This is a genomic window from Streptomyces sp. CA-249302, from assembly GCF_050936785.1.
Lineage (GTDB): Bacteria > Actinomycetota > Actinomycetes > Streptomycetales > Streptomycetaceae > Streptomyces.
On record NZ_JBNJMG010000001.1, the window covers coordinates 7,980,434 to 8,007,016 of the forward strand.

Consider the following 26,583-nt stretch of genomic DNA (forward strand, 5'->3'; position numbering starts at 1 on the left):
CCGACGGGCGGCACTGGGGGCGTCAGGAGGGCAGTTGCCACTTCTGGGCGGTGCTGTTGTTGCAGGTGTAGAGCTGTAGTTGGGTGCCCGCGGTGGTGGAGGAGCCCGGGTCGTCCAGGCACAGCCCGGAGTTGAGGTTGATCAGTTGGCCCGCACTGGTGGCACGCCACTGCTGGGCGCCGGTGCCGTTGCATGCGTAGAACTGCACCGGAGTGCGGTCCGTCGTACCGCTGTTGGCCGCGTCCAGGCAGCCGCCGAGGACCCGCAGGGTGTGGTCCGCGGCCACCGTCCAGGTCTGGGCGTCGGAGCTGTCGCAGCCCTGGATCTGGATCGGATTGCCGTTCGTGGCGGACGAGTTGCGGTCGTCCACGCACAGGCTGGAGGAGACGCCCGCGGTGATGGCGCCCTTGCGGGCGGTCGGGGCGGCCGGCAGGGTCCAGTTCTGGGCGGTGCTGTTGTTGCAGGTGTAGATCTGGAGCTGGGTGCCCTCGGTGGTGGTGGAGTCGGGGACGTCCAGGCACTTGCCGGACTGTGGGTTGACCAGGGAGCCGCTCGCGCCGGGCTGCCACTGCTGGGCGCCGGTGGCGTTGCAGGTCCACAGCTGGACCGGGGTCTTGTCGCTCGTGCCGCTGTCCGAGACGTCGAGGCACTTGCCGAGGGTACGGATGGTGCCGTCGTCGGCGATCGTCCAGTCCTGGGCGTAGGTGTCGTCGCAGCCGTAGATCTGGACGTGGGTGCCGTTCGTGGTGCCCGACTGCGCGTCGTCGACGCACAGGCCCGAGGAGAGGCCCGAGACGATGGTGCCGATGCGCGGCCGGGGCGGGGCCGTGACGTTGCCGCCGTAGGAGGGTGGTGCCTGGTCGGAGCCCGTCGCCCAGGAGGTGTTGGCGGTGGTCCCGAGGGCGAAGGTCAGGGTGCCGCCGGCGCTGACGGCCGAGGTGGGGGCGTAGGCGTTGTTCCAGGCGGAGCCGTTGAAGGACGCCGACTGCACGTAGGGGGCGTTGTCCGCGGCGCCGGTGCCGTTCACGGTCAGCGTCTTGCCGGACGGCAGGGTGACGACGGCCTGCGGGAACAGCGGTGAGCCGAGCGCCAGGTCCGAAGTCCCCGGGGTCATGGGGTACATGCCGAGCGCGGCCCACACGTACCAGGCACTCATCGTGCCGAGGTCGTCGTTGCCGTCGGCCAGCCCCGCGGGGGAGTTGGACCAGATCCGGTCCATGACGTCACGTACCGTGGCCTGCGTCTTGTACGGCTTCCCGGTGTAGTCGTACTCCCAGGGCAGTTCGATGCTGGGCTCGTTGCCGACCCAGGCGTAGCCGTTCGCACCGGTGTAGCTGCGCAGCACGGTGTCCAGGTAGTGGTTCATGGCGGTGTTGCCGCCCTTGGCCTGGGCCAGACCTGCCACGTTGAACGGCACCATGCCGGTGTAGATCCAGGAGTCGCCCTCGACCATGTCGTTGCCGCTGGTGGGGTCGAAGTCGGTGGTCCACTTGCCGTTGGCGGTGCGTGGCTGGACGAAGCCGGAGGCGGGGTTGAGCGTGTTGCGCCAGTCCTGCGCGCGGCCCGCGTACGTCTGCTGGGTGTCGGTGTCGCCCAGGGCGCCCGCGAACGCGGAGAGGGCGAAGTCGGCGGTGTCGTACTCGAGGGTGGTCGACACCGGGCCGTAGAAGTTGCAGCAGCCGTAGCTGCCGTCGTGCGGCAGGAAGCCCGGTGCGGTGAGATAACCCTGCCCCGGCCAGTTGTTGTTGGCCTTGCCCGCCTCGGCGATCATGTCCTTCAGAGCCGTCGCGGTGTCGAAGTCGCGGGCGCCGAAGGAGTAGTAGTCGGCGAGGATCGAGATGGCGGGGTCGCCGACCATCACGTACGACTCGCCGTTGTTCTCCGACCACTTGGGGAACTGCCCGGTCTGCGCGTAGTCGTCCAGCATCGACTGGGCGGTGTCGGAGGCGACTTGGGGTGCGACCACCGCCTCCAACTGCGCCTGGGAGCGGTAGATGTCCCAGCCCGAGTAGTTGGCGTAGACCGCCGAGTGGCCGGAGTCGACGGTGTGCGTGTTGCCGTCGAAGCCGTAGTACTGCCCGTTCGTGTCGCTGAGGACGTTCGGGTGCAGCAGCGAGTGGTAGAGGGCGGTGTAGAACTGAGTCTGCTGGTCGGCGGTGCCCCCGCCGATCTGCATCTTGCCCAGCAGCGCGTTCCAGCTGCTCTTGGCGGCGGCGCGGGTGCCGTCGAAGTCCCAACCGGCGTTCTCCGCGGTGCGGTTGGCGACCGCGTTCGCCGTCGAGACGTACGAGACGCCGACCTTGGCCTGGACGACCGGGTTGGCGGTGGTGTCGAAGGTGACGTACCCGTTGGAAGCGGCCACGCTCGGAGTGACGGCGGCGGCCTTCGGCATCTTGCCGTGCAGCGTCGGCTTGTTGGGCTTCTCGGCCGCGTTCTTGGAGGCGCGCGGGGTGGGGGAGGGCTTCACGGCCGCGGCGGCCGACGTGCCCTGGGAGGCGAAGGGCCGGTCGAAGACCATGTCGAAGTAGACGGTGTAGGTGTTCCCCGCCCCGCAGAAGTGGCCGCTGGTGACCTGTCCGCTCACCTCGGTGCTGGACACCTTGGTGAACTGGGTGTTGGTCGCGGTGCTCTGACTCCCGGCGACCTTGAAGACCAGGTTGGACTGGGTGCTCGCCGGGAAGGTGAAGCGGGCCATGCCGCTGCGGGTGGTGGCCGTGAGTTCGGTGGTGACCTTGTTGGCGAGCCCGACCTTGTAGTAGCCGGCCGTCGCGGACTCGTCGGAGTGCGAAAAGCCCACGGTGGTACCGGTGTTGACCGCCCCGACGGTCGGCAGCACGGGGATGTCGCCGGCCGCGCCACAGCCGGGGCCCGACATATGGGTGAGGCTGAATCCGCTGATCGTGGTGTCGTTGTACTGGTAACCGCCGCCGTCCGGACGCGAGGGCGTGTCCGGACTCCACTGCACCATGCCGAACGGGACGTCGGCACCGGGGAAGTCGTTGGCGTCGTTCGTGGTGCCGATGAAGGGGTTGACGAGCGAGGCCGGGTCGGAGACCAGCGCCTTCGGGGCCGCCGCCTGGGCGGGGAGCGCGGCGAAAAGGGCGAGCGCGACGCCCGCACCGAGGACCGCGGTGAGGCGTCGCGCTCTGGGCGGGTGGCCGTGCGGGCGTCTGGACGGCAAATAGGTCATGCCCATGACATTTCATCCTCCTGGTACGGCGCATGCGGAAGTGAAGTGATGTGCAGAGAGACAACGTTGTCATGATGGCGTCGGAACCAATCGCTCTCGGAAGCTAGCCAGCGCGAGGGTGCGCGTCAATGGACCAGACCTGCGTCTCGACCATTCCTTGACCCAACTCCCGTGGTTCTGGTCAACGGCCGCTCGTTCCAGTGGAGTTCGGGATGGGTGCGACGGGTTGACACTGGCGTTTCGGGGCGCCCATCATCGGTGCGAATTCGGCGAGGCACTTCGCACATCCCTGACCTGATCGACCGAGGGGTCTACTGGTCGATCGATTTGAATCGATTCATATCGAGTGTGTGTTTCCGATCCGGGAGGTACCCATGCGCCGCCGCCTGTTCGGCCTCGCCCTGGCCACGGCCACCGTGACGGCCACGGCCCTCGCGCCGCCCGCGACCGCTGTGGAGCCCGTGACGGCAACCGCCGTGGAGTCGGCAACCGCAACCGCAACCGCCGAGCCCCGGGCGGCAGTTGACGCCCTCAACTACTCACCGACCTCACGCACTCTCAAGCCGACCGCCGTGTACGCCGCTTCGGGCGGCGTCGCGAACCCGTCGAACGTCCTGAGCGGTCAGGCCACGCGGATCTCCGGCTCCCAGTCGGCCATCACGCTCGACTTCGGCAAAGAGGTCGGCGGCCTGGCAACGTTGTCGTTCGGTTCCACCAGCGACAGCGGCCAGCGGGTCGGGCTGGCCTTCAGTGAGTCGTCCCTGTACGTCGGCAACAACAGCGACCTCAGCAGCGGCCGGGGCGGCGAGGACGGTGCCCTGTACGCCACGGCCGCCGCGAACGGCTCGTACACCATGCCGACCGCCCAACTCCGGGGCGGCTTCCGCTACTTGACGATCTTCCTCGACACCTCGGGCTGGGTGGACCTGACCGGCGTCAGCCTCGACTTCACCGCGGCTCCGGGGAAGTCGAACCCGGCCGACTACGCCAACTACTTCCACTCCAGCGACGACCTGCTCAACCGCATCTGGTACGCCGGTGCCTACACGGTCCAGCTCGACACGATCGCCCCGAACCAGGGGCGCGCCTGGCCCCCGCCCGCCTCGACGTGGGACAACGGCGCCACCGTCGGCGTGGGCGACTCCGTCCTGGTCGACGGCGCCAAGCGCGACCGCACCGTGTGGCCCGGCGACCTGGGCATCGCCGTACCCACGCAGTACGCCTATTCGGGGGACCTGACCTCGACCCGCAACGCGCTCACCACGATGTACAACGCGCAGTCGGCCGAGGGTGAAATCCCTTGGTCGGGACCGCCGTTCAACCTCACCGGCTCGGACACGTACCACACCTGGACCCTGCTGGGCACGTCGACGTACTACACGTACACCGGCGACCGCGCGTGGCTGGACTCCGAGTGGGCGAACTACAAGCGTGGGATGGCCTTCATCCTCAACAAGGTCGACGGCAACAGCCTGTTGAACGTGACCCGCACCCAGGACTGGGCCCGGGTCGGCCAGGGCGGAGAGAACATCTCGGCCAACGCGCTGCTGTTCGCCGCGCTCAAGGGCGGCGCGACCCTGGCCGCGGCCGAGGGGGACAGCGCGCTCGCCTCCAGCTGGCTCACCAAGGCGGTCGCCCTCAGGACCGCGGCCAACTCCCTGCTGTGGGACGCCTCGAAGGGCATGTACAAGGACAACCCCACCAGCGGCCTGTACCCGCAGGACGGCAACTCCCTTGCCGTCTGGTACGGGTTGACCGACACCGCCGCCAAGGCGAAGAGCATCGTGGCGGGCCTCGGGAAGAACTGGGGCGCGTACGGCCCCACCACCCCCGAATGGGGCGGCAACGTCTCGCCCTTCGCCGGCGGCATGGAGCTCAACGCCCGCTTCACGGCGGGCGACGACTACACCGCCCTGGACCAGATCCGCCGGACCTGGGGCCACATGCTCGACAGTGACATCGGTACGAAGAGCACCTTCTGGGAGGGCGTGAAGGCCGACGGCGGCCTCGCGTACGGCGGTTCGTTCATGAGCCTGGCCCACGGCTGGTCCACCGCCCCCACGTCCACGCTCACCTTCGACGTGCTGGGTATCGCACCGGAGTCGGTGGCCGCCTCGTACCGCTTCGTCCCGCACCCCGGCGACCTGGCCGATGCCCAGGGGCGGATCACCATGCCCCAGGGCGCGGTCGACGCCTCGTGGTCGATCGACCGGAGCGCCGGCACCTACCAGGCCCAGCTCACCAGCCCGTCGGGCACGACCGGCCGTATCGGCGTCCCGAAGTCCGGCGGCGGCAACATCACGGTGTCCGTGAACGGCGCCACGGTCTGGAGCAACGGCACCTTCACACCCACCACCGGCATCACCGGTGCGAGCCAGGACGACACCTACGTCTACCTCACCGGCGTGGCCCCGGGCAGCTACACCGTGACCGCCTCCGGCCTGGGCGACCCGGCCGCCCCCAACGACCCCGCTGTGAGCGGTGCCTTGAAGGCGGGCTTCACCCGGTGCGCGGGGGAGGGCGGCACCTGCTCCTTCAGCGGGACCCGCTCGGTGGCGTACGGCGCCGGGACGTACACGTACAAGACGGTCACCGGCTCCACCCCCTGCACCAGCGTCTCCTTCGGCGGCGACCCGGCGGTGAACGTTCTCAAGTCCTGTTACGTCGCCGACGCGGGCGGACCGCCCGGGTACACCGTGTGCGCGGCCGAGAACGGCACCTGCTCGGTCCCCGGCTACAACCGGGACGTGGCCTACGGCGCCAACGGCAACTTCGCCCACCAGGTCACCAATGGCTCGGTCGCCTGCACCAATGCCCACTTCGGCGACCCCATCGACGGCGTCGCCAAGTCGTGTTACGTCGCCAACGCCGGCGCCCCGCCCGGCTACACCCAGTGCGCCGCCGAGGCCGGCACCTGCCCGGCCGCCGCGGGACAGCCGGTGGCCTACGGAGCCTACGGAGCGTTTACGACGATCACGGCCACCGGCGACACCCCGTGCACCAACGCCACGTTCGGCGGCGACCCGATCCCCAACGAGTCGAAGGCCTGCTACACCGCCACCGGCGGCCCGCCCGGCTACGCCACCTCCTGTTCCGCCGAGGGCGGCACCTGCGCCTTCAGCGGGCAGCGCACCGTCGCCTATGGCGCACGCGGCCGGTTCCTCTACAAGTCCTTCACCGGTGGCGCCAGTTGCACGACGACGGCGTTCGGCACCGACCCGCTGCCGGGCGTGGCCAAGACCTGCTACCTGACGCCCTGACGAGGAGATCCGCATGCTGCCCCGCCGAACCCTGCTCAGAGCCTCCGTGGCCGCGTTGGCCGCTCCCGCGCTCGTCACGGGCGTGGCCGCACGGGCCTCCGCCACCGCGTCCACCGTCAGCGTCGACCTCCGGAACAACACCGGCTCCGACACGGTCTACGCGTACGTCACCGGCCTCGCTCTCGACAACGGCAACGCCTGGTACCTGCTCCAGGCGGACGGCCGGACGCCGTACTACCCCACGTCCCCCGCCTCGAACGGCACCCCGCTCGCCGCGGACTGCGCGATCCCGCTCGACCCCTCGGGCGCCGGCGCCAAGCGGATCACCATCCCGCGCACGGCCGGCGGCCGGATCTGGGTCTCCCTCGACCAGAAGCTGACGTTCCTGCTCAACCCCGGCCCGGCACTCGTCGAGCCGTCCGTCACCAACTCCTCCGACCCGAACATCGACATCCAGTGGGACTTCTGCGAGTTCACCTTCGACAGCTCCGTCCTGTACGCCAACGTCAGCGCCGTCGACTTCGCGGCCGTACCCATCGCACTCGAGCTCACCACCGACTCCGGCGGCACCCAGACCGTCCCGGGCCTGCCGGCCGGCGGACTCGACACCATCTGCGCCGGGCTGAGCGCGCAGGGGCAGGGCTGGGAGCAGCTGATCGTCACCTCGGGCGGCCAGAACCTGCGCGCCCTCAGCCCAACCGCCGGAATCGTCCGCGACTCCGCGCTCTTCTCCGGCTACTACTCCTCCTACGTCGACCAGGTCTGGGCGAAGTACGCGTCCACCCCGCTGTACGTCGACACGCAGGCGTCCTGGGGCACCCTCACCGGCACGGTCTCGGGCGGTCTGCTGACCTTCCCGGGGGCGGGATCCTTCGCGAAGCCGTCGGCCGCCGACATCTTCAGCTGCAACTCCGGCCCCTTCAACGTCTCCTCGGCCGTCATGGGCGCCCTCACCGCCCGGATCAGCGCGGCCCTCAACCGCAGCACCCTGCTCGCCGACGCAAACCAGCCGGGCGGCGAGAACCCCGCCACCTACTACACGACGACCCCCACCAACCACTACGCCCGCCTGGTGCACGCCACCTCCACCGACGGACGCGGCTACGCCTTCCCCTACGACGACGTCACCCCCGACGGCGGCACCGACCAGTCCGGCTTCGTCACGGCCGGTGACCCCACCCTGCTCACGGTCACCCTGAGCCCCGTCCACGGCAGCGGCGGAACCACCCCGCCCGCCGGCGGGACAAGCGCCTACTCCACGGTCCAGGCGTCCTCGTACACCGCCCAGTCCGGCACCGTCACCGAGCCCACCGGCGACACCGGCGGCGGCTACGACGTGGGCTACATCGCGAACGGCGACTGGCTCGGCTACGCGGACATCGACTTCGGCAGCGGCGGGGCGACCCAGTTCCTGGCCCGGGTGGCCTCCGGAGCCGCGAGTGGGGTCAGCGGCCTGGTGCAGGTCGCGCTGGACAGTCCCACGGCCGCACCGGTGGGCAGCTTCGCCGTGGCGAACACCGGCGGCTGGCAGAGCTGGGTCACCATCCCAGCGAACATCAGCAAGGTCACCGGCGTCCACACGGTGTACCTGACCTTCGCCAGCGGACAGCCCGCCGACTTCGTCAACGTCCACTGGTTCCGCTTCGCGGCCTGACCCGTTCGGGGCCGTCCGGGGAACGCCTACCCTTGACCCATGACCAGCAGCAGCGACCGGAGCCCGGCAGTGGACGTTCAGTCACCCAAGACCTACGAAGTGCGCACTTACGGGTGCCAGATGAACGTCCACGACTCCGAGCGATTGTCCGGACTGCTGGAGGAGGCCGGCTACGTACGTGCCCCCGAGGGCTCCGACGGCGACGCGGACGTCGTCGTCTTCAACACCTGCGCGGTCCGCGAGAACGCCGACAACCGGCTGTACGGCAACCTCGGCCGACTCGCGCCGCGGAAGGCCTCGCGGCCCGGCATGCAGATCGCGGTCGGCGGCTGTCTGGCGCAGAAGGACCAGGACACCATCGTCAAGAAGGCGCCCTGGGTGGACGTCGTCTTCGGCACGCACAACATCGGCAAGCTGCCGGTCCTGCTGGAACGCGCGCGCGTGCAGGAGGAGGCCCAGGTCGAGATCGCCGAGTCCCTCGAAGCCTTCCCCTCCACACTCCCCACCCGCCGTGAGAGCGCCTACGCGGCCTGGGTGTCGATCTCCGTCGGCTGCAACAACACCTGCACCTTCTGCATCGTCCCGGCCTTGCGCGGCAAGGAGAAGGACCGCCGCACCGGCGACATCCTGGCCGAGATCGAGGCCCTGGTCGCCGAGGGAGTCTCCGAGATCACCCTGCTCGGCCAGAACGTCAACGCGTACGGCTCCGACATCGGGGACCGCGAGGCCTTCAGCAAGCTGCTGCGGGCCTGCGGGAAGATCGAGGGCCTGGAGCGGGTCCGCTTCACCTCCCCGCACCCGCGCGACTTCACGGACGACGTGATCGCGGCGATGGCCGAGACCCCGAACGTGATGCCGCAGCTGCACATGCCGATGCAGTCCGGCTCGGACACGGTCCTGAAGGCGATGCGCCGCTCGTACCGGCAGGAGCGCTACCTCGGCATCATCGAGAAGGTGCGCGCCGCCATCCCGCACGCGGCGATCACCACCGACATCATCGTGGGCTTCCCCGGCGAGACCGAGGAGGACTTCGAGCAGACCCTGCACGCGGTCCGCGAGGCCCGCTTCGCCCAGGCCTTCACCTTCCAGTACTCCAAGCGCCCCGGGACCCCGGCCGCCACCATGGAGAACCAGATCCCCAAGGAGGTCGTCCAGGCGCGTTACGAGCGTCTCGTCGCCCTTCAGGAGGAGATCTCCTGGGAGGAGAACAAGAAGCAGGTCGGCCGCACCCTGGACCTGATGGTCGCGGAGGGCGAGGGCCGCAAGGACGGCGCCACCCACCGCCTCTCCGGCCGCGCCCCCGACAACCGCCTGGTCCACTTCACCAAGCCCGACCAGGAGGTCCGCCCCGGCGACGTGGTCACGGTCGAGATCACCTACGCCGCCCCGCACCACCTCCTCGCCGAGGGCGCCGTCCTGGACGTGCGCCGCACGGCCGCGGGGGACGCCTGGGAGAAGCGGAACGCGGCGGAGGCCGCGAAGCCGGCGGGAGTCCTGCTGGGCCTGCCGAAGATCGGGGTGCCGGAGCCGCTGCCGGTGGCGACGGGCGGCTGCGCGGCGCACTGAGCGAACGCCGTTCTCACGCAGGGCGGACGGGGGACGGGTCGTGGCGCGTTGGGTGGTTCTCGTACAGGCGAGTACCAGAGGCTACGACGACTACCGCTGCAGCGAGGTGGCGCGCTTCGAGGGCACTCATGAGTTCGAGTGCACTCATGAGGAGGCCCGCCGCCTGCCTCTACGAGATCGCCCGCACCCACTTCCCGCGCAGCGGACGGCGCCGGCAGCGCCGTGACGTACCGGCTCGCGGAGTTGGTGTGGAGCTCCGATCCGGCGCCCGAACCCTGGCGGTAGGCTCCCGATCATGCTTGTCGCCGCCGCCGTCTGCCCCTGCCCGCCGCTCCTCGTGCCCGAGGCCGCCGCGGGCGCCGCGCCCGAGCTGGACGCCGCGCGGACCGCGTGCGCGGATGCGCTCGGCGTGCTCGCCGCGTCCCGGCCCGACCTGCTCGTGGTCCTCGGCCCCGCCGAGCAGAGCGGGCGAGGCACGCATCCGCAGGGCACCCGGGGCTCCTTCCGCGGCTTCGGCGTGGACGTGGACGTCCGGCTCGGTACGGGGGACGGCACGGCGCCGGGACGCGAGCTTCCGCCCTCCCTCGCCGTCGCCGCGTGGCTGCTGGAGCGGACCGGCTGGTCGGACGCCCCGATCGAGGGACTCGGCGTGGGGGAACCTCTCGCCGCCGAGCGGTGTATTGAAGTCGGAAGGGAAATCGCCGCCCGGGCCGAGCGGGTGGCGCTGCTGGTGATGGGCGACGCCAGCGCCTGCCGCACGCTCAAGGCCCCCGGCTATCTCGACGAGCGCGCGGCCCCCTTCGACGCGGAGGTCGCGCGTGCGCTGGGGACGGCGGACGTGGCGGCCCTCAAGACGCTGGACGCCGAGCTGGCGTACGAACTGAAGGCCTCGGGCCGGGCCCCCTGGCAGGTGCTCGCGGGCGCGGCCGAGGACGCGGCCCTGTCCGGCACCCTGCTGTACGAGGACGCGCCGTACGGGGTGGGGTACGTGGTCGCGACCTGGTCGTAGGGCCGGGAAACGGCGGACGGCCGGGAGGCAGTGGCCCCGCGGCCGTCCGTCGATGTGCCGTGCCGTTCAGGAAGCCGGCCGAGTCGGAGTGTCCGGCGGCACCGTGCCGCCGCCCGTCTCCGTCTCGCCCTTGTGCGCGAGTCGGTCCATGGCGCCCTTGGCCTTGCCGGTCCCGGTCTGGATCTTGTCGCTGTACTTGCCCTTGGTCTTCTCGTCCACGACCTTCGCGGCCTTGTCCAGACCGTGGGAGATCTTGTCCCCGTGCTGCTGCGCGAGGCCGGAGACCTTGTCCTTGGCCGGGGAGAGCTTGGCCTTCAAATTGTCCAGGAGACCCATGGTCCACCTTTCCTGTAGCCCGGTCAGCTCCCGGGAGTACCCGCGCACGGCGCGGTCATGTGCGGGCGCCCTCGCCGGCCTCGCTGTCGGCCGCTTCCTCGGCGGACTGCTGCTTGGGGATCTCGACGACGCCCTCGCCGGACACGGTCGCGGTGGCCTCGTCCGAGGACCCGGCCACCGGCTCGGCCTCGGTCCGCTCCACGGCGGTCGTGCCCTCGGCCTCGGCCGGCCCCTTCGCCTCTGCCGCCTCCTCCGCCACGGGCTCGGCCGTCGCTGTGCCGGCCCGGTCCTCGGCGGTTGACGCCTCCTCCGTAGCCTTGGACCTCCGGAGAAGTCGTGCGAAAACACCCATATCCGCTCCATACGTTACTCGTGCGGGCGAAATCCCGCGTCGTCCGGTGCGCCCATTTGCGTCGCCCGGGTCGCCGCCTCCCGATACCGGCGGCGCGAACCTCGAACGGGCAACGACCCCGCTCACGCCACGTCACCTAACTCGTTCGAGGAGAGGCTTCGGGGTTTGCGAGACTGGTGCGGTGAGCAGCGCACCCCCCGCCCCCCGAGTCATCGCCGTCGTCGGACCGACCGCGGCCGGAAAGTCCGATCTGGGCGTCTTCCTCGCCCGGCGGCTGGGCGGCGAGGTCGTCAACGCCGACTCCATGCAGCTCTACCGAGGGATGGACATCGGCACCGCCAAGCTGACGCCCGAGGAGCGCGGCGGCGTCCCGCACCACCTGCTGGACATCTGGGACGTGACGGTCACGGCGTCCGTCGCCGAGTACCAGCGGCTGGCCCGCGCCCGCATCGACGCGCTCCTCGCGGAGGGCCGCTGGCCGATCCTGGTCGGCGGCTCCGGGCTGTACGTCCGCGGGGCCGTCGACAACCTGGAGTTCCCCGGCACGGACCCCGAGGTCAGGGCCCGCCTGGAGGAGGAGCTCACGCTGCGTGGCTCCGGCGCCCTGCACGCGCGTCTGGCCGCCGCGGACCCCGAGGCCGCCGCCGCGATCCTGCCCAGCAACGGCCGCCGTATCGTCCGGGCCCTGGAAGTGATCGAGATCACCGGGAAGCCCTTCACCGCCAACCTCCCAGGCCACGATTCGGTCTACGACACCGTCCAGATCGGCGTCGACGTGGCCCGCCCCGAACTCGACGAGCGCATCGCCCGCCGGGTGGACCGGATGTGGGACGCGGGGCTCGTGGACGAGGTGCGTGCGCTGGAGGCGCGCGGCCTGCGCTCGGGGGTCACGGCCTCCCGCGCGCTGGGCTACCAGCAGGTGCTCGCGGCGCTTGCCGGGGAGTGCACGCTCGACGAGGCGCGGGCCGAGACCGTGCGTGCCACCAAACGCTTCGCGCGCCGCCAGGATTCATGGTTCAGGCGCGACCCCAGGGTGCACTGGCTCAGTGGGGCTGCGGCGGATCTCACAGAACTTCCGCAGCTCGCGCTGGCGTTGGTGGAACGACCGGTTACAGCCTGATCACGTCATGGCATCGGGACGCTCAGGCCGTCATCCGGCCCTCCGGCGCCGTGCCATCATCGTGCTTCGATCGACCAAGTGGAGTCCTAGTTGGGAGGGCGCGTGGCGATGGAGGCCGGCCCTCGCGACACCGCACAAGGCACCGAGCCCCTCACCGCGGAGAGCGGTGAACCGGAGCAGGACGAGGATCGTCTGAGCCCCGACGGGCCCGACGACACGCAGGGCGGGGTGACCGAGGACGGTCCCGAGCCCGAGGAGATGTTCGCGAGCGGCCCCGAGGTCGAGGTCGAGCTGCGCCCGCAGCGTCGCCTGCGCATCTGGCAGCTCGCCCCCATTGTCGCCCTGGCCGCCGTCGGCTCCCTGATGTTCGCCTTCCCCCTGGCCTTCGACTTCGGCGACAGCGGCGCGGTGATCGCCATGCTGGGCCTCCTGATCTGCTCCTGCGCGGCGGGCTGGGGAATGATGGCCGCGCGCCGGGTGGGTTACACGTGGCCCGGGCTCCCGCAGCGGGGTTCCGGGCGCAGGCCTGACTGGCGGGTGGTCCTGGCGTACGTCGTGCTGGTCGCCGCGGTGGTCGTCCTCGCGGTATGGCGGGTAGCAAGGCTGCGCTGAGGTCTTTGCTTTTCGGGATTCCCTTACGATCGACACATGAGCAAGCGGATCGCCTTCCTCAAGGGCCACGGCACCGAGAACGACTTCGTCATCGTCCCGGACCCCGAGAACGCCATCGACCTGCCCCCCGCCACGGTCGCCACCCTCTGTGACCGAAGGGCCGGCATCGGCGGCGACGGCCTGCTCCACGTGGTCCGCTCCGCCGCCCACCCGGAGGCCGCGCACATGGCGTCCGAGGCCGAGTGGTTCATGGACTACCGCAACGGCGACGGCTCGATCGCCGAGATGTGCGGCAACGGCGTGCGCGTGTTCGCCCGCTACCTCCAGCGCACCGGCCACGCCGACGAGGGCGACCTCGCCGTGGCCACCCGCGGCGGCGTGAAGACCGTGCACATCGCGAAGAACGGTGACATCACCGTCGGCATGGGCAAGGCGCTGCTCCCCGAAGGCGAGGTCGCGGTGAGCGTCGGCGAGCGCAGCTGGCCCGCGCTGAACGTGAACATGGGCAACCCGCACGCCGTCGCCTTCGTGGACGACCTGGCGCACGCGGGCAACCTGTTCGCGGCACCCCCCTTCAGCCCGGCTTCCGCCTACCCGGACGGCGTGAACGTCGAGTTCGTGGTCGACCGCGGCCCCCGGCACGTCGCCCTGCGCGTGCACGAGCGCGGCGCCGGCGAGACCCGTTCGTGCGGCACGGGCGCGTGCGCGGTCGCCGTGGCCACCGCTCGCCGCGACGGCACCGACCCGGCCGCCACCGGGACCCCGGTGACGTACACCGTCGATCTGCCCGGCGGCACCCTGGTGATCACCGAACACCCCGACGGCGAGATCGAGATGACAGGTCCCGCGGTGATCGTCGCCGAAGGCGAGATCGACGCCGAGTGGCTGGAAAGCATCGCTCGCTGAGTGGCCGTGCGGTTTGGGATCGGAGGCGCGTGTGCCGGATGGTGCACGCGTCAACTACCGGGACATCGACTGCGGGTTCGAAACGACGGTCGGCCTCACTTTGTGTGGCGCGAAACCGTAAACCTACAAACCTTCGCTCGAATGGGTGATCCGTTTCACGCTCGGCGAGAGGCGGTCGGACGCACGTGATGGGCTCGGTAGCATCAAGCACCGGCCCGGACGGGGGACCGTTGCCGCCCCCTGAGCCGTGTCCGCCCTGGGGCACCCCGTCCACCGGTCCACGCAGCCGGAGGTGCCCATGAGTGCGGAGGCCACGAATCCCGCGACCCCAGGTTCGGTAACAGGCCCGGCGGCTCGCTGGCGGGCCCGGATCGACCTGCGCCGCCTGGGACGCGCGGCCCTCCTCGGCCCCGCCACCCGCGACCGGCTGCCCGACGCCATCAGCCATGTCGCCGACGCCCACCGGGCCCACCACCCGCAGGCCGAACTCGACCCCCTGCGCCGCGCCTACGTGCTGGCCGAGTCCTCGCACCGCGGCCAGATGCGCAAGAGCGGCGAGCCGTACATCACGCACCCCCTCGCGGTGACCCTGATCCTCGCCGAACTCGGCGCCGAGACAACGACCCTGACGGCCTCTCTGCTCCATGACACCGTCGAGGACACCGATGTGACCCTCGACCAGGTCCGCGAGCAGTTCGGCGAGGAGGTCCGCTATCTCGTCGACGGCGTCACCAAGTTGGAGAAGGTCGACTACGGCGCCGCGGCCGAGCCCGAGACCTTCCGCAAGATGCTCAAGGCCACCGGCAGCGACGTCCGGGTGATGTCGATCAAACTCGCCGACCGGCTGCACAACATGCGCACCCTGGGCGTCATGCGCCCCGAGAAACAGGCGCGCATCGCCAAGGTCACCCGGGACGTCCTCATCCCGCTCGCCGAACGGCTCGGCGTCCAGGCGCTCAAGACCGAACTGGAAGACCTGGTCTTCGCGATCCTCCATCCCGAGGAGTACGAGCACACGCGTGAGTTGATCGTCGACAACGCCTCCCGCGCGGACGACCCGCTCGCCGAGATCGCCGACGAGGTCCGCGGCCATCTGCGCGGCGCCGACATCCAGGCCGAAGTGGTCATCCGGCCACGGCACTTCGTCTCCGTCCACCGCGTGGCCCGCAAGCGCGGCGAACTGCGCGGCGCCGACTTCGGCCGGCTGCTGGTCCTGGTGAACGAGGACGCGGACTGCTACGGCGTCCTCGGCGAACTGCACACCTGTATGACGCCCGTCGTCTCGGAGTTCAAGGACTTCATCGCCGTACCGAAGTTCAACCTCTACCAGTCGCTGCACACCGCGGTCGCCCGCGGGGACGGCCAGGTCGCCGAAGTCCTCATCCGCACCCACCAGATGCACAAGGTCGCCGAGGCCGGCGTCATCGCGCTCGGCAACCCGTACGCCCCCGCGGCCGACGACCCGGCCGACGGCGAGCGCGTCGACCCCACCAAGCCCGGCTGGCTCTCCCGCCTCCTCGACTGGCAGGAGGGCGCGCCCGACCCGGACACCTTCTGGTCCACGCTCCGCGAGGACCTCGCCCAGGACCGCGAGATCACCGTCTTCCGCCCCGACGGCGGCACGCTCGGCCTGCCCGAGGGCGCCACCTGCGTCGACGCCGCGTACGCGCAGTACGGCGAGGACGCGCACGCCTGCATCGGCGCCCGCGTCAACGGCCGCCTGGCGACGCTGAGCACCGTCCTGCGGGACGGCGACACCGTCCAGCTCCTGATGGGCCAGGACCCGGCCTCCGAGCCCTCCAGGGAGTGGCTGGAGCACGCCCACACGCCCGCGGCCCGTATCGCCATCCAGCGCTGGCTGACGGCCCATCCGGCGCATGCGGCGCCCCGGCCCGCCGCCGAGCCCTCGGTCGCGCCCCGGCCCACCACCGAGGCCACCACCCCGCGACCCGGCACCCCCGCCGTCGCCGTCGACCAGCCGGGCGCGACCGTACGCCTCGCCGGTTGTTGTACGCCCGTGCCGCCGGACGAGGTGACCGGCTTCGCCGTCCGGGGTGGTGTGGTCACCGTGCACCGCGTGGAATGCGCCGCGGTGGCGCGTATGAAGGACGCGGGGCGCGCGGAGGTCGGCGTGCGCTGGGGGACACCACCGAGTGCCGGGTCACCCTGCTCGCCGAATCGTTCGTCCGCCCCCACCTGCTGGCGGACCTCACGGAGGCGATGGCCGTGGAGGGCGCCGAGATCGTCTCGGCGACGGTCGAACCACCGACCCAGCAGCGAGTCCGCCACACCTACACGGTCCAGCTCCCGGACGCCGCCCACCTGCCCGCCCTGATGCGCGCGATGCGCAATGTGGCGGGCGTGTACGACGTGAGCCGGGCGCAGACGCCGGGGGCGTGAAACGGGGGCGTGAGAGGCGTGAAACGGGGGGCGTGAGAAAGGGGCCGTGCGCCGGCAGGACACGATTCGCGCCCGCGTGTCCCTGACCCACGCGCCTGACCCACGCGCCCCCGCTCGCCCTACCCGTTCGAGTGGGCCGATCGCGCGTCGTCGCCTCCACGCGCGCGTGCGCTGATAGCCGTGATGCATGCTGCTCACCCCTCGCACCACTCCCGGCGCCGCGGGCTCCCGCATCCCGGCCCCCGCCCCGGCCTCCCGCACCGGCGCCGGAAGCCGCCGCCGGCTCAAGGCCACCGCCCTGCTCGCCTCCGCCGTCTCCGTCTGCCTGCTCGCCGCGAGCGCCCCGGCGGCCCCCCTGGGCGTCGGTGACCGCCTCTTCCCGTACCTCGGCAACCCCGGGTACGACGTGGCGTCGTACGACCTCTCCTTCACCTATCCCGGGAGCAACAGCAAGCCCCTCCAGGCGGTCACCACGATCGACGCCTGGACCACGGCCGACCTGGACCGCATCAACCTCGACTTCGCGCACGGCAAGGTCGAGTCGGTCGAGGTCGACGGCGAGCCGGCCTCGTACACCAGTGCCGGTGAGGACCTGGTGGTGACGCCGGCGGACCCGTTGCCGGAGGGCAGCTGGACGCGGATCACCGTGCGGCACACCAGCGACCCCGTGGCCGCGGACGGGCAGGACGGCGGCTGGGTGCGCACCGCGGACGGTCTCGCGATGGCCAACCAGGCCGATGCCGCGCACCTGGTGTTCCCGTGCAACGACCACCCGTCCGACAAGGCCATGTTCACGATCAGGATCAAGGCGCCCAACGGCTACACGGCCGTCGCGAACGGTCTGCCCACCGGCGTCGACCGGGTCGGCAGGTCGACGACATGGACGTATCGCACTCAGCACCCCATGGCCACCGAGCTCGCCCAGGTCTCCATCGGCCGTTCCAGCGTCCTGCACCGCGAAGGCCCGCACGGCCTGCCCGTCCGCGACGTCGTGCCCACCAAGGACCGCAAGCTCCTCGAACCGTGGCTCGCCAAGACCCCCGACCAGATCGCCTGGATGGAGAGCAAGGTCGGCCCGTACCCCTTCGAGACGTACGGCCTGCTCATGGCACAGGCCACCACCGGCTTCGAACTCGAGACGCAGACGCTCACCCTCTTCGAGAGAGAGCTCTTCACCGAGCCCGCCTACCCCAAGTGGTACGTCGAGTCGATCATGGTGCACGAGCTGGCCCACTCGTGGTTCGGCAACAGTGTCAGCCCCCGCACGTGGTCCGATCTCTGGCTCAACGAAGGGCACGCCACCTGGTACGAGGAGCTCTACGCGGAGGAGAAGGGCGGCCACCCCATGGAGGCGCGCATGAAAGCCGCGTACGGTGCCTCCGACCGCTGGCGCGCCGCCGGGGGACCGCCGGCCGCCCCGAAGGCCCCCGCGCCCGGCCAGAAGATCAGCATCTTCCGGCCGAACGTCTACGACGGCGCCGCCCTCGCCCTCTACGCGCTGCGCCAGAAGATCGGCCGCGAGCGCTTCGAGCGCCTGGAACGCGCCTGGGTGGGCATGCACCGCGACGGCACGGCCACCACGGCCGACTTCGAGCACCTCGCCTCGGAGATCGCCGGACGCGACCTGAGCGGCTTCTTCAAGGCCTGGCTGTACGGCGAGAAAACCCCGCCGATGCCCGGTCACCCGGACTGGAAGTCGGCCGATCCGGGCAGGAAGGCCGTGAAATAAGGCGGTGACGAGACGGGCCGTACCGTGCGACCATCTTCAGGTCGGCGCGGCACGGGACACGGGAATCTCCCGGAGCACTCGTGCGTTGTGCAAGTGATCGCCGAATCGGAATCCCCATCGACGTAAGGATCCAATGACCTCCTCTTCATCCCCTTCCCAGGACACGCAGCGCTTCGCGCAGTCATACGCCGAAGGTCTTCGGGCCGATGCCCTGATGGAAGAGGACGTCGCCTGGAGCCACGAGATCGACGGAGAGCGGGACGGCGAGCAGTTCGACCGCTCCGAGCGCGCGGCCCTGCGCCGTGTGGCCGGCCTCTCCACCGAGCTCGAGGACGTCACCGAGGTCGAGTACCGTCAGCTCCGCCTGGAGCGGGTCGTCCTCGTCGGCGTCTGGACCACGGGGACCGTGCAGGACGCGGACAACTCCCTCGCCGAGCTCGCCGCCCTCGCGGAGACCGCGGGCGCGCTGGTGCTCGACGGCGTGATCCAGCGCCGCGACAAGCCCGACGCGGCCACCTTCATCGGGTCCGGCAAGGCCCTGGAGCTGCGCGACATCGTCGTCGAGTCCGGCGCCGACACCGTCATCTGCGACGGCGAGCTCAGCCCGGGCCAGCTCATCGCCCTCGAAGACGTCGTCAAGGTCAAGGTCGTCGACCGTACGGCCCTGATCCTCGACATCTTCGCCCAGCACGCCAAGTCCCGAGAGGGCAAGGCGCAGGTCGCGCTCGCGCAGATGCAGTACATGTTGCCGCGGCTGCGCGGCTGGGGTCAGTCGCTGTCCCGTCAGATGGGCGGCGGCAAGGGCGGCGGCCTCGCCACCCGTGGTCCCGGTGAGACCAAGATCGAGACCGACCGGCGCCGGATCCGCGAGAAGATGGCGAAGATGCGCCGGGAGATCGCGGACATGAAGACCGGCCGCGAGATCAAGCGCCAGGAGCGCAAGCGCAACAAGGTGCCGTCCGTCGCCATCGCGGGCTACACCAACGCGGGCAAGTCCTCGCTGCTCAACCGCCTGACCGGCGCCGGTGTCCTGGTCGAGAACGCCCTGTTCGCGACCCTGGACCCCACCGTCCGCCGGGCGGAGACCCCGAGCGGCCGCCTGTACACGCTGGCCGACACGGTCGGTTTTGTACGGCACCTGCCGCACCACCTGGTCGAGGCGTTCCGCTCCACCATGGAGGAGGTCGGCGAGTCCGACCTGATCCTGCACGTGGTGGACGGCTCGCACCCGAACCCGGAGGAGCAGCTGGCCGCCGTACGTGAGGTGATCACCGATGTCGGCGCCACGCGCGTGCCCGAGATCGTCGTGATCAACAAGGCCGACGCGGCCGACCCGCTGACGCTCCAGCGGCTGATGCGGATCGAGAAGCGTTCGATCGCCGTCTCGGCCCGCACCGGCCAGGGCATCGCGGAGCTGCTCGCGCTCATCGACAACGAGCTGCCCAGGCCGTCCGTCGAGATCGAGGCACTGGTCCCGTACACCCACGGCAAGCTCGTCGCGCGTGCGCACGACGAGGGCGACGTGATCTCCGAGGAGCACACCCCGGAGGGCACCCTGCTGAAGGCGCGGGTGCACGAGGAACTGGCGGCGGACCTCGCGCCGTACGTACCGGCACCGGTGGCCTGACCACCGCAGAACAGCCGAAAGGCCCGCCCCCGCTTCACCGCGGGGGCGGGCCTTTCGGCGTGACACGTGAGCATCTGCACTCCGTGCGAACGGGGACGGGGCGGTGAAGGCTGCCGTGCGGCGCCCCGCCCCCGTCGGTGCTCAGCGACCGGTCACTGACCGGCGAACTTCTCGCTCACCGAGTCGTACACGCCCTTGGCCACGTCGCCCAGCCGCGGACCGGCCAGCCAGCCCGAGGACACCGGGCCGATCGAGGTGTTGGACACCAGCGCGGGCTTGCCGTCCGAGCCCGTCGCGACCCAGCCGCCACCGGACGAACCGCCGGTCATGGTGCAGCCGATGCGGTACATCGTCGGGTCCGAGGCGTTGATCGACAGCCGTCCGGGCCGGTCCGTGCACCGGTAGAGCAACTGGCCGTCGAAGGGCTTGGCGGCCGGGTAGCCGGTCGCGGTGATGCTGGGAACCTTCGGCACGGCAGGCGCGTTGAAATCGACAGGCAGTGCCGAACCGACCGTCTCCTCCAGTGACTTGCCGTTGCCGCCCTTCTCCGGCGTCACATGGATGACGGCGTAGTCGTACGAAGCACCGTCACCGCCCGTCTCACCACCCTGCTCGATCCACTGCTCGGAGGTCTTCGCCCAGTCACTCCACCAGACACCGTAGGGGGCGACCTCGTCCCGCGAGGCGTTCTGCAACTGCGCCTCGGACTTGCCCGAGTTGTTGTACGACGGCACGAACGCGATGTTGCGGTACCAACCGCCGTTCTTGCCGGCGTGCACACAGTGCCCCGCCGTCCACACGAGGTTGGACTTGCCCGGATGGGCCGGGTCCTCCACGACCGTCGCCGAGCAGACCATCGTCCCCTCGGGGGAGTCGAAGAACACCTTGCCGGCCGTCGCCGCGTTGGCGTGGTACGTAGTCGCCACGGCCTTCGCGTCCACCGGCGTCGGCTCCGGGTCGGTCACGCCCTGGTCACCGGAGAGGTCGTTGTCGTCGACGCCCTTGTCCGGGTCGTTGGCGTCCCGCATCCGGTCCGGGTCCCACAGGCCCTTGATGATCGGGTTGATGAACTCGTCGGCCTCGCGCAGCCAGTCGTCCTTGTCCCAGTTCTTCCAGGCGCCGTTCTTCCACTTGTCGATGTCGATCCCATGCTCTTTGAGCCGGTTCCTGATGTCGTCCGGGATCTTGATCTTGCCATCGCCGCTGCCCGTGTCGGTCGCGGAGGCGGAGGCCTGGCCGTCCGCCTTGTCGTCCCCGGAGTTGCAGGCGGTGGCGGTGAGCGCCAGCGCGGCGGCGAGCGCAACGGCGGCGAGCACAGGGGAGGTTCTGCGGCTCGCACCCCTGTCTCGCCGAACATGGAACGACGGCCGTGTGGATCGCATGGTCTGAACTCCCCCTGAGGTGAACGAACTGGGCCTTCCCTGGAACGGCATCACACACTATGCGCTCGCTGTGGGGGACTCCCGACGGAAGCGCAACGGTTCCGTCACGGCAAGGATCTTGAGGCAACCCGTAACCCGGTCGGCGGTGCGCTGTTGGTACCGGTGGGGGGTCTGCTGTCCGTGCGAGGTCCCCCGTGCCTGTGTGGGCGGAAGGACAGGGAGCCGTGACCGAGTCTTCGTGTGGGGGGAGTGCGTCCGGGGGAGCGGTGGGGAGCCGGGTGTCCGACGGGGGCGGTGGGGGAGCGGTCGTCGGGGAGATGGTGGGGGACCGGGGCGCTGGTGCGATCGCGGGCGGCCCGGCCGCCGGCGAGGTGGCGTTGGCGTCGCGGGACGCGCACGAAGGGATTCTGCGGCGCCAGAAGGCGCGCGAGTCTGCGGCTCGTACCTACGCGCGTGCCCTGCCGATCGTGCCGGTGAGGGCGCGGGGCCTGACCATCGAAGGTGCCGACGGCCGCCGCTACCTCGACTGCCTCTCCGGCGCCGGAACGCTCGCCCTGGGCCACAACCACCCCGTCGTCCTGGAGGCGATCCGCAAGGTCCTGGACTCCGGCGCCCCCTTGCACGTCCTGGACCTGGCCACACCCGTCAAGGACGCCTTCATCACAGAGCTGTTCCACACCCTGCCGCCCGGACTCGCCGACCACGCGCGCGTGCAGTTCTGCGGGCCGGCGGGAACCGACGCGGTGGAGGCCGCGTTGAAACTGGTACGGGCCGCGACGGGCCGTAGCGGTGTCCTGGCCTTCACCGGCGCCTACCACGGCATGACCGCCGGAGCCCTGGCCGCGTCCGGTGACGCCACCGACGTAAGGGTCGCCCGCCTGCCCTATCCGCAGGACTACCGATGCCCCTTCGGCGTCGGCGGCCAACGCGGCGCCGAACTCGCCGCCCGCTGGACGGAGTCCGTCCTCGACGACCCCAAGTCGGGGGTACCGCACCCCGCGGGGATGATCCTCGAACCCGTGCAGGGCGAGGGCGGGGTGATCCCCGCGCCGGACGCCTGGATGCGGCGGATGCGGGAGATCACGGCCGCCCGTTCCATTCCCCTCATCGCCGACGAGGTCCAGACGGGCGTCGGCCGCACAGGCGCCTTCTGGGCCGTGGAGCACAGCGGCATCACCCCCGACGTGATGGTCCTCTCCAAGGCCATCGGAGGCAGCCTCCCGCTCGCCGTGGTGGTCTACCGCGACGACCTCGACGTCTGGCAACCCGGCGCCCACGCAGGCACGTTCCGAGGCAACCAACTCGCCATGGCCGCCGGCACGGCGACCCTCTCCCACGTCCGCGAAAACCACCTCGCGGAACGAGCGGCGACCCTCGGCTCCCGCATGCTCGACCAACTCGGGGCGCTGACCAGGGACTTGCCATGCATCGGTGACGTGCGGGGGCGGGGGCTGATGATCGGAATGGAGCTGGTGGACACCGAGACGGAGACGGCTCCGGCACCCGCGGGGATCGTCGGCCTCGGCTCTCCCGACGCCGAACCGTCCCCGACGGACGGCCCCCTCCCCGCGGCCGGTGGCCCGCACCCGCCCGCTCCCGAACTCGCCGCCGCCGTCCAACGGGAATGCCTGCGCCGAGGCCTGATCGTCGAACTGGGCGGCCGCGACGCCAGCGTCGTACGCCTCCTCCCCCCACTGACGATCACCGACGAACAGGCGACCGCGGTACTCGACCGCCTGGCCGACGCGCTGGAGACGGCGGCCCGCACGCACGCCGACCGACCACCTGGCCGGAGCCGACCGCCCGGATCGGATCACCGATACCGACGGGAGCCCGATCGAGCCGAGTGCGTGGGGCAACACCGTGACTGACAGCCGCGCGTGCGTATGCCGAGGCTGCCACCAACACCCGTGCTGCCGCTGCCGCTGCCGCTGCCGCTGCGGCTGCCGACTGGCGGCTCAGGTTCGTCACCGCACAATCCAGAACCACCCCTGAGGACCACCGTGAACGCCAACCCCAACCCCAGCCCCAGCCCCAGCCCCAACCCCGCCCCCGCATCCGACAGCCCGACAGGGACCGCCTGGCGAGACGTCCCGGAGTGGTCGTCGTCCGGCCGGACGCCAGGCGCCTCGGAGGCTGCTTCGGTAGCCGACCGACACGGGGCCGAGTCCGGGCCGGGCGGGCGGCCTGAGCGAGAAACCGCGTCGGGGATGGGCCGGTTGCCGGGGCAGGGAAGTGCTGTGGGCGAGAGTCGGCTTCCGGAGCAGGGCAGGGTGTCCACGGCGGAGGGGGTACCGGAGGAGGAAGAGGCGGCGGAGGAGGGGATCCCGGAACTGGGCAGGGCGCCCGCGCAGGAAAGGGTCCCCGAGCAGCGCACCCCTCCCGGTGTCGGACACCTCCGCCGTGCCGCCCCCGACCTCCTCGCGCACCCGGACCCGGACCTCGCCGCCGAGGCCGCCGCCGTCGAGAACCTGTTGCGCTGCTGGGCCCGCGAGACCGGCCTCCACGCCCCGAGCGACGGCACGCTCCGCATCCCCCTGCCGGCCAGCGGTACGACCCTGCTAGTCCCCGTCCACTACTGGTCCCGGACGGGATGGCACCGCTTCGGCCTCCCGCACCTCGCCGACGCCCCGGCATCATCCCGGTGGGTCGACGCGATCACCGTCGCCGCCCTGCTCGCCCGGGAGTCAACCCGCGCCGGGGACACGCCCGACCTCCCTGCCATCACCCCCGCACCGACTGCCCCCGCATCCGCCACCAACCTCGTCGCCCGTGTCGCCGACTCCCTCCGCCGTACCGTCACCTTCATCCGCGAGCGACGCGAGCACCCCGCCGACGGCCCCGACCTCTTCCTCGCCGCCGAACAGGCGCTCCTGCTCGGTCACCCGCTGCACCCCACCCCGAAGAGCCGTGAAGGTCTCTCCGAGGCCGAAGCGCAGCTGTACTCACCGGAGTTGCGCGGCTCCTTCCCCCTGCACTGGCTGGCTGTCGCACCTTCCGTCCTCGCCACCGACTCCGCCTGGACCGAACGCGGCCGTCCCGTCCCCGCACCCCGGCTCACGGCACGGCTCGCCGAGACAGACCGCCCGTTGCCGCTGCCCGAGCGCTACGCGGCCCTCCCGCTGCACCCTTGGCAGATGCGCGAGATCAGGCAGCGCACCGAGACCGCGCACCTCTTCGACACCGGACTGCTCCGCGACCTCGGCCCCCACGGTTCCCCGTGGCACCCCACCTCCTCCGTACGTACCGTCCACCGAACCGGCGCCTCCGCGATGCTCAAGCTGTCCCTGGGCCTGCGCATCACCAACTCCCGCCGCGAGAACCTCCGTAAGGAACTGCACCGCGGCGTCGAGGTCCACCGTCTGCTGCGCACCGGCCTGTCTCAGCAGTGGCTGGCGGCGCACCCGGGGTTCGACATCGTCCGTGACCCTGCCTGGCTCGCCGTCGACACACCGGACGGCGAGCCTGTGCCGGGAGTCGACGTGATGATCCGGCACAACCCGTTCAGCCCCGCGGACGACGTCTCCTGCATCGCCGGACTCGTCTCCCCGCGACCGGAGGCCGACCCCCGCAGCACATCGGCCTCCAACCGCCGTACCGAAGCGACCGCGTCGGCCTCGGACCGCCCCGCGGAGTCGGCCCCGTCAGTCATGCGCTCACGACTGGCCACGGTCGTCACCCGTCTCGCTGCCCGGACCGGCCGTCCCTGTGGAGCCGTCGCCGCCGAGTGGTTCCTCCGCTACCTGGAGCGGGTCGTCCGGCCCGTGCTGTGGCTGGACGCGGAAGCGGGGATCGCCCTGGAGGCCCACCAGCAGAACACGCTGCTCCTGCTGGACGCCGACGGCTGGCCCGTGGGCGGCCGCTACCGCGACAACCAGGGTTACTACTTCCGCGAATCCCGACGCGCGGAACTCGACGCCCGGCTGCCCGGCATCGGCGACCACAGCGACACCTTCGTCTCCGACGAGGTCACCGACGAGCGTTTCGCGTACTACCTCGCGATCAACAACGTCCTCGGCCTCATCGGCGCGTTCGGCTCCCAGCGGCTGGCCGACGAACTGCTGCTGCTCGCCGCCTTCCGCCGCTTCCTCGGCGACGTCGCCTCCGGTCCCGCGCGCCTGCGCACCTCGCTGTCGGCCCACCTCCTCGACTCACCCGTCCTGCGCTGCAAGGCCAACCTGCTGACCCGGCTGCATGGCCTCGACGAACTCGTCGGCCCGGTCGACACCCAGTCCGTCTACGTCACCATCGCCAACCCCCTCCAGCTCTGACCATCCCGTCCACCGCCACCCACCTGCCACTTCCCTGAGCCCCAACTCCCTTCATTCCTGAGGAACATGCCCCACCCCGTCTTCTGAGAGGAGCGTCGTCGTGCCTTCCACCGACGCCGGCGCAGACGCAACTGCCACGCCCGTCCCCAGCACCGACACCGGCGCCGACACAGGCCTCCGAACCGCCGAGAGCGGTACCGGCTCGGGCACGGACTGCGAGGACACGCTGGACCTGCGTCTGCCCGACGAGCTGATCGCCCTCTTCGCGGAGGAGGGTGAAGGTGATCAGGCCCGGAGCCGGGGTGAAGACGAGGGTCCGCCTGACGTCGGCTCCGGCTCCGTCTTCGGCACAGGCACCGGCACTGAGGCCGACGACGACCTCCTCGATCGCGTCGCGGACTGGGGACCCGTCCTCACGGCCCTCGGAGAGTTCCACCTCACCCCCGTGCACATCGACAGGGACCTGTCCCTGATCACCCGCTGGATGAACGACCCTGCTGTCGCGGAGTTCTGGGAGCTGGCCGGTTCCCAGACCGTGACCCAGGATCACCTGCGGGCCCAGCTCGCCGGGGACGGACGGAGTGTTCCGTGCCTCGGTGTGCTGGAGGGCACGCCGATGAGCTACTGGGAGATCTACCGGACGGACCTCGACCCGCTGGCCCGCCACTATCCCGCTCGACCTCATGACACCGGAATCCACCTCCTCATCGGGTCCGTCGCCGACCGCGGGCGCGGACTGGGCAGCACGCTGCTGCGAGCTGTCGCCGACCTCGTGCTCGACAGGCGCCCTGCCTGCGCACGCGTCATCGCCGAGCCGGACCTTCGCAACACCCCCTCCGTCGCCGCCTTCCTGAGCGCCGGCTTCCGGTTCTCCGCCGAGGTCGACCTGCCCGCCAAGCGAGCCGCCCTCATGGTCCGAGACCGGTCCCTGCGCGATCTGCTGTGACGCCGTGCCACCGCATCATCACTTTTGGTACACCACTCGCAACGATCCGGTTCCCACTCCCGCCGAGCCGATCTCCGCTCTCCAAGCTGCGACCCCGAATCGGCCTCAAGGCATCCCCCCAAGCAACCCCTGTCGCGACCAACGCCCACCCCGACCGACCCTCACCCCGACCGACCCTCACCCCGACCGAGGAACACCCGACCTTGATCCCGCCCCCTGCCCC

At 70.8% G+C, this 26,583-nt stretch carries 16 protein-coding genes and 1 pseudogene; 13 read left to right on the plus strand and 4 right to left on the minus strand.

What is annotated here, in order from left to right:
* Positions 1-22: 22 nt before the first annotated feature.
* A complete protein-coding gene (locus tag ACQEWB_RS36260) occupies positions 23-3,196 on the minus strand; it encodes a lectin (protein WP_432838659.1) in 3,174 nt (1,057 codons plus the stop codon).
* Positions 3,197-3,564: 368 nt separating this feature from the next.
* Between ACQEWB_RS36260 and ACQEWB_RS36265 the strand changes: the two genes are divergently transcribed.
* From ACQEWB_RS36265 to ACQEWB_RS36280, 4 genes are all read left to right on the plus strand, one after another.
* Positions 3,565-6,450, plus strand: coding sequence for an MGH1-like glycoside hydrolase domain-containing protein (locus ACQEWB_RS36265; RefSeq protein WP_432838662.1), 2,886 nt, complete (start codon positions 3,565-3,567; stop codon positions 6,448-6,450).
* Positions 6,451-6,463: 13 nt separating this feature from the next.
* Positions 6,464-8,104: a beta-1,3-glucanase family protein gene (locus ACQEWB_RS36270; protein WP_432838664.1), complete on the plus strand. Its 1,641-nt coding sequence runs from the start codon at positions 6,464-6,466 to the stop codon at positions 8,102-8,104.
* 39 nt (positions 8,105-8,143) lie between these two features.
* Positions 8,144-9,670 carry a tRNA (N6-isopentenyl adenosine(37)-C2)-methylthiotransferase MiaB gene (gene miaB / locus ACQEWB_RS36275; RefSeq protein ID WP_432838666.1) on the plus strand — a complete coding sequence of 509 codons (1,527 nt, stop codon included), beginning with the start codon at positions 8,144-8,146 and terminating at the stop codon, positions 9,668-9,670.
* 295 nt (positions 9,671-9,965) lie between these two features.
* Positions 9,966-10,679 carry a class III extradiol dioxygenase subunit B-like domain-containing protein gene (locus ACQEWB_RS36280; RefSeq protein WP_432838668.1) on the plus strand — a complete coding sequence of 238 codons (714 nt, stop codon included), beginning with the start codon at positions 9,966-9,968 and terminating at the stop codon, positions 10,677-10,679.
* Positions 10,680-10,745: 66 nt separating this feature from the next.
* On the opposite strand, the gene ACQEWB_RS36285 is transcribed toward ACQEWB_RS36280, so the two are convergent.
* Both ACQEWB_RS36285 and ACQEWB_RS36290 read right to left on the minus strand, forming a co-directional pair.
* The gene (locus ACQEWB_RS36285; protein ID WP_432838670.1) at positions 10,746-11,015 is read right to left on the minus strand and encodes an antitoxin; all 270 of its coding nucleotides are present in this window, start codon (positions 11,013-11,015) and stop codon (positions 10,746-10,748) included.
* Between the two features lie 55 nt (positions 11,016-11,070).
* Positions 11,071-11,367: a hypothetical protein gene (locus tag ACQEWB_RS36290; RefSeq protein ID WP_432838672.1), complete on the minus strand. Its 297-nt coding sequence runs from the start codon at positions 11,365-11,367 to the stop codon at positions 11,071-11,073.
* A gap of 181 nt (positions 11,368-11,548) precedes the next feature.
* On the opposite strand from ACQEWB_RS36290, the gene miaA reads away from it, so the two are divergent.
* The 6 genes and pseudogenes from miaA to hflX all read left to right on the plus strand — a co-directional run bounded on the left by miaA (position 11,549) and on the right by hflX (position 19,761).
* Complete coding sequence (gene miaA / locus ACQEWB_RS36295) at positions 11,549-12,487, plus strand: tRNA (adenosine(37)-N6)-dimethylallyltransferase MiaA (RefSeq protein WP_432838674.1); 939 nt, start codon at positions 11,549-11,551, stop codon at positions 12,485-12,487.
* A gap of 108 nt (positions 12,488-12,595) precedes the next feature.
* Positions 12,596-13,099, plus strand: coding sequence for a hypothetical protein (locus ACQEWB_RS36300; RefSeq protein WP_432844195.1), 504 nt, complete (start codon positions 12,596-12,598; stop codon positions 13,097-13,099).
* Between the two features lie 36 nt (positions 13,100-13,135).
* Positions 13,136-14,005 carry a diaminopimelate epimerase gene (gene dapF, locus ACQEWB_RS36305; RefSeq protein ID WP_432838676.1) on the plus strand — a complete coding sequence of 290 codons (870 nt, stop codon included), beginning with the start codon at positions 13,136-13,138 and terminating at the stop codon, positions 14,003-14,005.
* A 298-nt stretch (positions 14,006-14,303) separates the two neighbouring features.
* Positions 14,304-16,405, plus strand: a pseudogene (locus ACQEWB_RS36310) (RelA/SpoT family protein).
* Between the two features lie 187 nt (positions 16,406-16,592).
* Positions 16,593-18,134, plus strand: a complete 1,542-nt coding sequence (locus tag ACQEWB_RS36315; RefSeq protein ID WP_432838678.1) for a M1 family metallopeptidase — start codon at positions 16,593-16,595, stop codon at positions 18,132-18,134.
* A gap of 133 nt (positions 18,135-18,267) precedes the next feature.
* Positions 18,268-19,761, plus strand: coding sequence for a GTPase HflX (gene hflX, locus ACQEWB_RS36320; protein ID WP_432838680.1), 1,494 nt, complete (start codon positions 18,268-18,270; stop codon positions 19,759-19,761).
* A 152-nt stretch (positions 19,762-19,913) separates the two neighbouring features.
* Here hflX and ACQEWB_RS36325 read toward each other — a convergent pair whose 3' ends face one another.
* Complete coding sequence (locus tag ACQEWB_RS36325; protein WP_432838682.1) at positions 19,914-21,143, minus strand: trypsin-like serine peptidase; 1,230 nt, start codon at positions 21,141-21,143, stop codon at positions 19,914-19,916.
* 317 nt (positions 21,144-21,460) lie between these two features.
* Between ACQEWB_RS36325 and ACQEWB_RS36330 the strand changes: the two genes are divergently transcribed.
* The 3 genes from ACQEWB_RS36330 to ACQEWB_RS36340 all read left to right on the plus strand — a co-directional run bounded on the left by ACQEWB_RS36330 (position 21,461) and on the right by ACQEWB_RS36340 (position 26,360).
* Entirely contained in the window at positions 21,461-23,014 is a 1,554-nt protein-coding gene (locus ACQEWB_RS36330; RefSeq protein ID WP_432844197.1) for a diaminobutyrate--2-oxoglutarate transaminase family protein, read from the plus strand.
* Between the two features lie 339 nt (positions 23,015-23,353).
* Positions 23,354-25,414 (plus strand): IucA/IucC family protein, encoded by a 2,061-nt coding sequence (locus tag ACQEWB_RS36335; protein WP_432838684.1) that lies wholly within the window; start codon positions 23,354-23,356, stop codon positions 25,412-25,414.
* A 100-nt stretch (positions 25,415-25,514) separates the two neighbouring features.
* A complete protein-coding gene (locus ACQEWB_RS36340) occupies positions 25,515-26,360 on the plus strand; it encodes a GNAT family N-acetyltransferase (protein ID WP_432838686.1) in 846 nt (281 codons plus the stop codon).
* Positions 26,361-26,583 lie beyond the last annotated feature (223 nt).

What these genes read in the sequence shown, in the direction of transcription:
- ACQEWB_RS36260 (WP_432838659.1), bottom strand. Translation starts at nt 3,196, where the DNA reads ATGGGCATGACCTATTTGCCGTCCAGACGCCCGCACGGCCACCCGCCC.
- ACQEWB_RS36265 (WP_432838662.1), top strand. Translation starts at nt 3,565, where the DNA reads ATGCGCCGCCGCCTGTTCGGCCTCGCCCTGGCCACGGCCACCGTGACG.
- ACQEWB_RS36270 (WP_432838664.1), top strand. Translation starts at nt 6,464, where the DNA reads ATGCTGCCCCGCCGAACCCTGCTCAGAGCCTCCGTGGCCGCGTTGGCC.
- miaB (WP_432838666.1), top strand. Translation starts at nt 8,144, where the DNA reads ATGACCAGCAGCAGCGACCGGAGCCCGGCAGTGGACGTTCAGTCACCC.
- ACQEWB_RS36280 (WP_432838668.1), top strand. Translation starts at nt 9,966, where the DNA reads ATGCTTGTCGCCGCCGCCGTCTGCCCCTGCCCGCCGCTCCTCGTGCCC.
- ACQEWB_RS36285 (WP_432838670.1), bottom strand. Translation starts at nt 11,015, where the DNA reads ATGGGTCTCCTGGACAATTTGAAGGCCAAGCTCTCCCCGGCCAAGGAC.
- ACQEWB_RS36290 (WP_432838672.1), bottom strand. Translation starts at nt 11,367, where the DNA reads ATGGGTGTTTTCGCACGACTTCTCCGGAGGTCCAAGGCTACGGAGGAG.
- ACQEWB_RS36300 (WP_432844195.1), top strand. Translation starts at nt 12,596, where the DNA reads ATGGAGGCCGGCCCTCGCGACACCGCACAAGGCACCGAGCCCCTCACC.
- dapF (WP_432838676.1), top strand. Translation starts at nt 13,136, where the DNA reads ATGAGCAAGCGGATCGCCTTCCTCAAGGGCCACGGCACCGAGAACGAC.
- ACQEWB_RS36315 (WP_432838678.1), top strand. Translation starts at nt 16,593, where the DNA reads ATGCTGCTCACCCCTCGCACCACTCCCGGCGCCGCGGGCTCCCGCATC.
- hflX (WP_432838680.1), top strand. Translation starts at nt 18,268, where the DNA reads ATGACCTCCTCTTCATCCCCTTCCCAGGACACGCAGCGCTTCGCGCAG.
- ACQEWB_RS36325 (WP_432838682.1), bottom strand. Translation starts at nt 21,143, where the DNA reads ATGCGATCCACACGGCCGTCGTTCCATGTTCGGCGAGACAGGGGTGCG.
- ACQEWB_RS36330 (WP_432844197.1), top strand. Translation starts at nt 21,461, where the DNA reads ATGGTGGGGGACCGGGGCGCTGGTGCGATCGCGGGCGGCCCGGCCGCC.
- ACQEWB_RS36335 (WP_432838684.1), top strand. Translation starts at nt 23,354, where the DNA reads ATGGGCCGGTTGCCGGGGCAGGGAAGTGCTGTGGGCGAGAGTCGGCTT.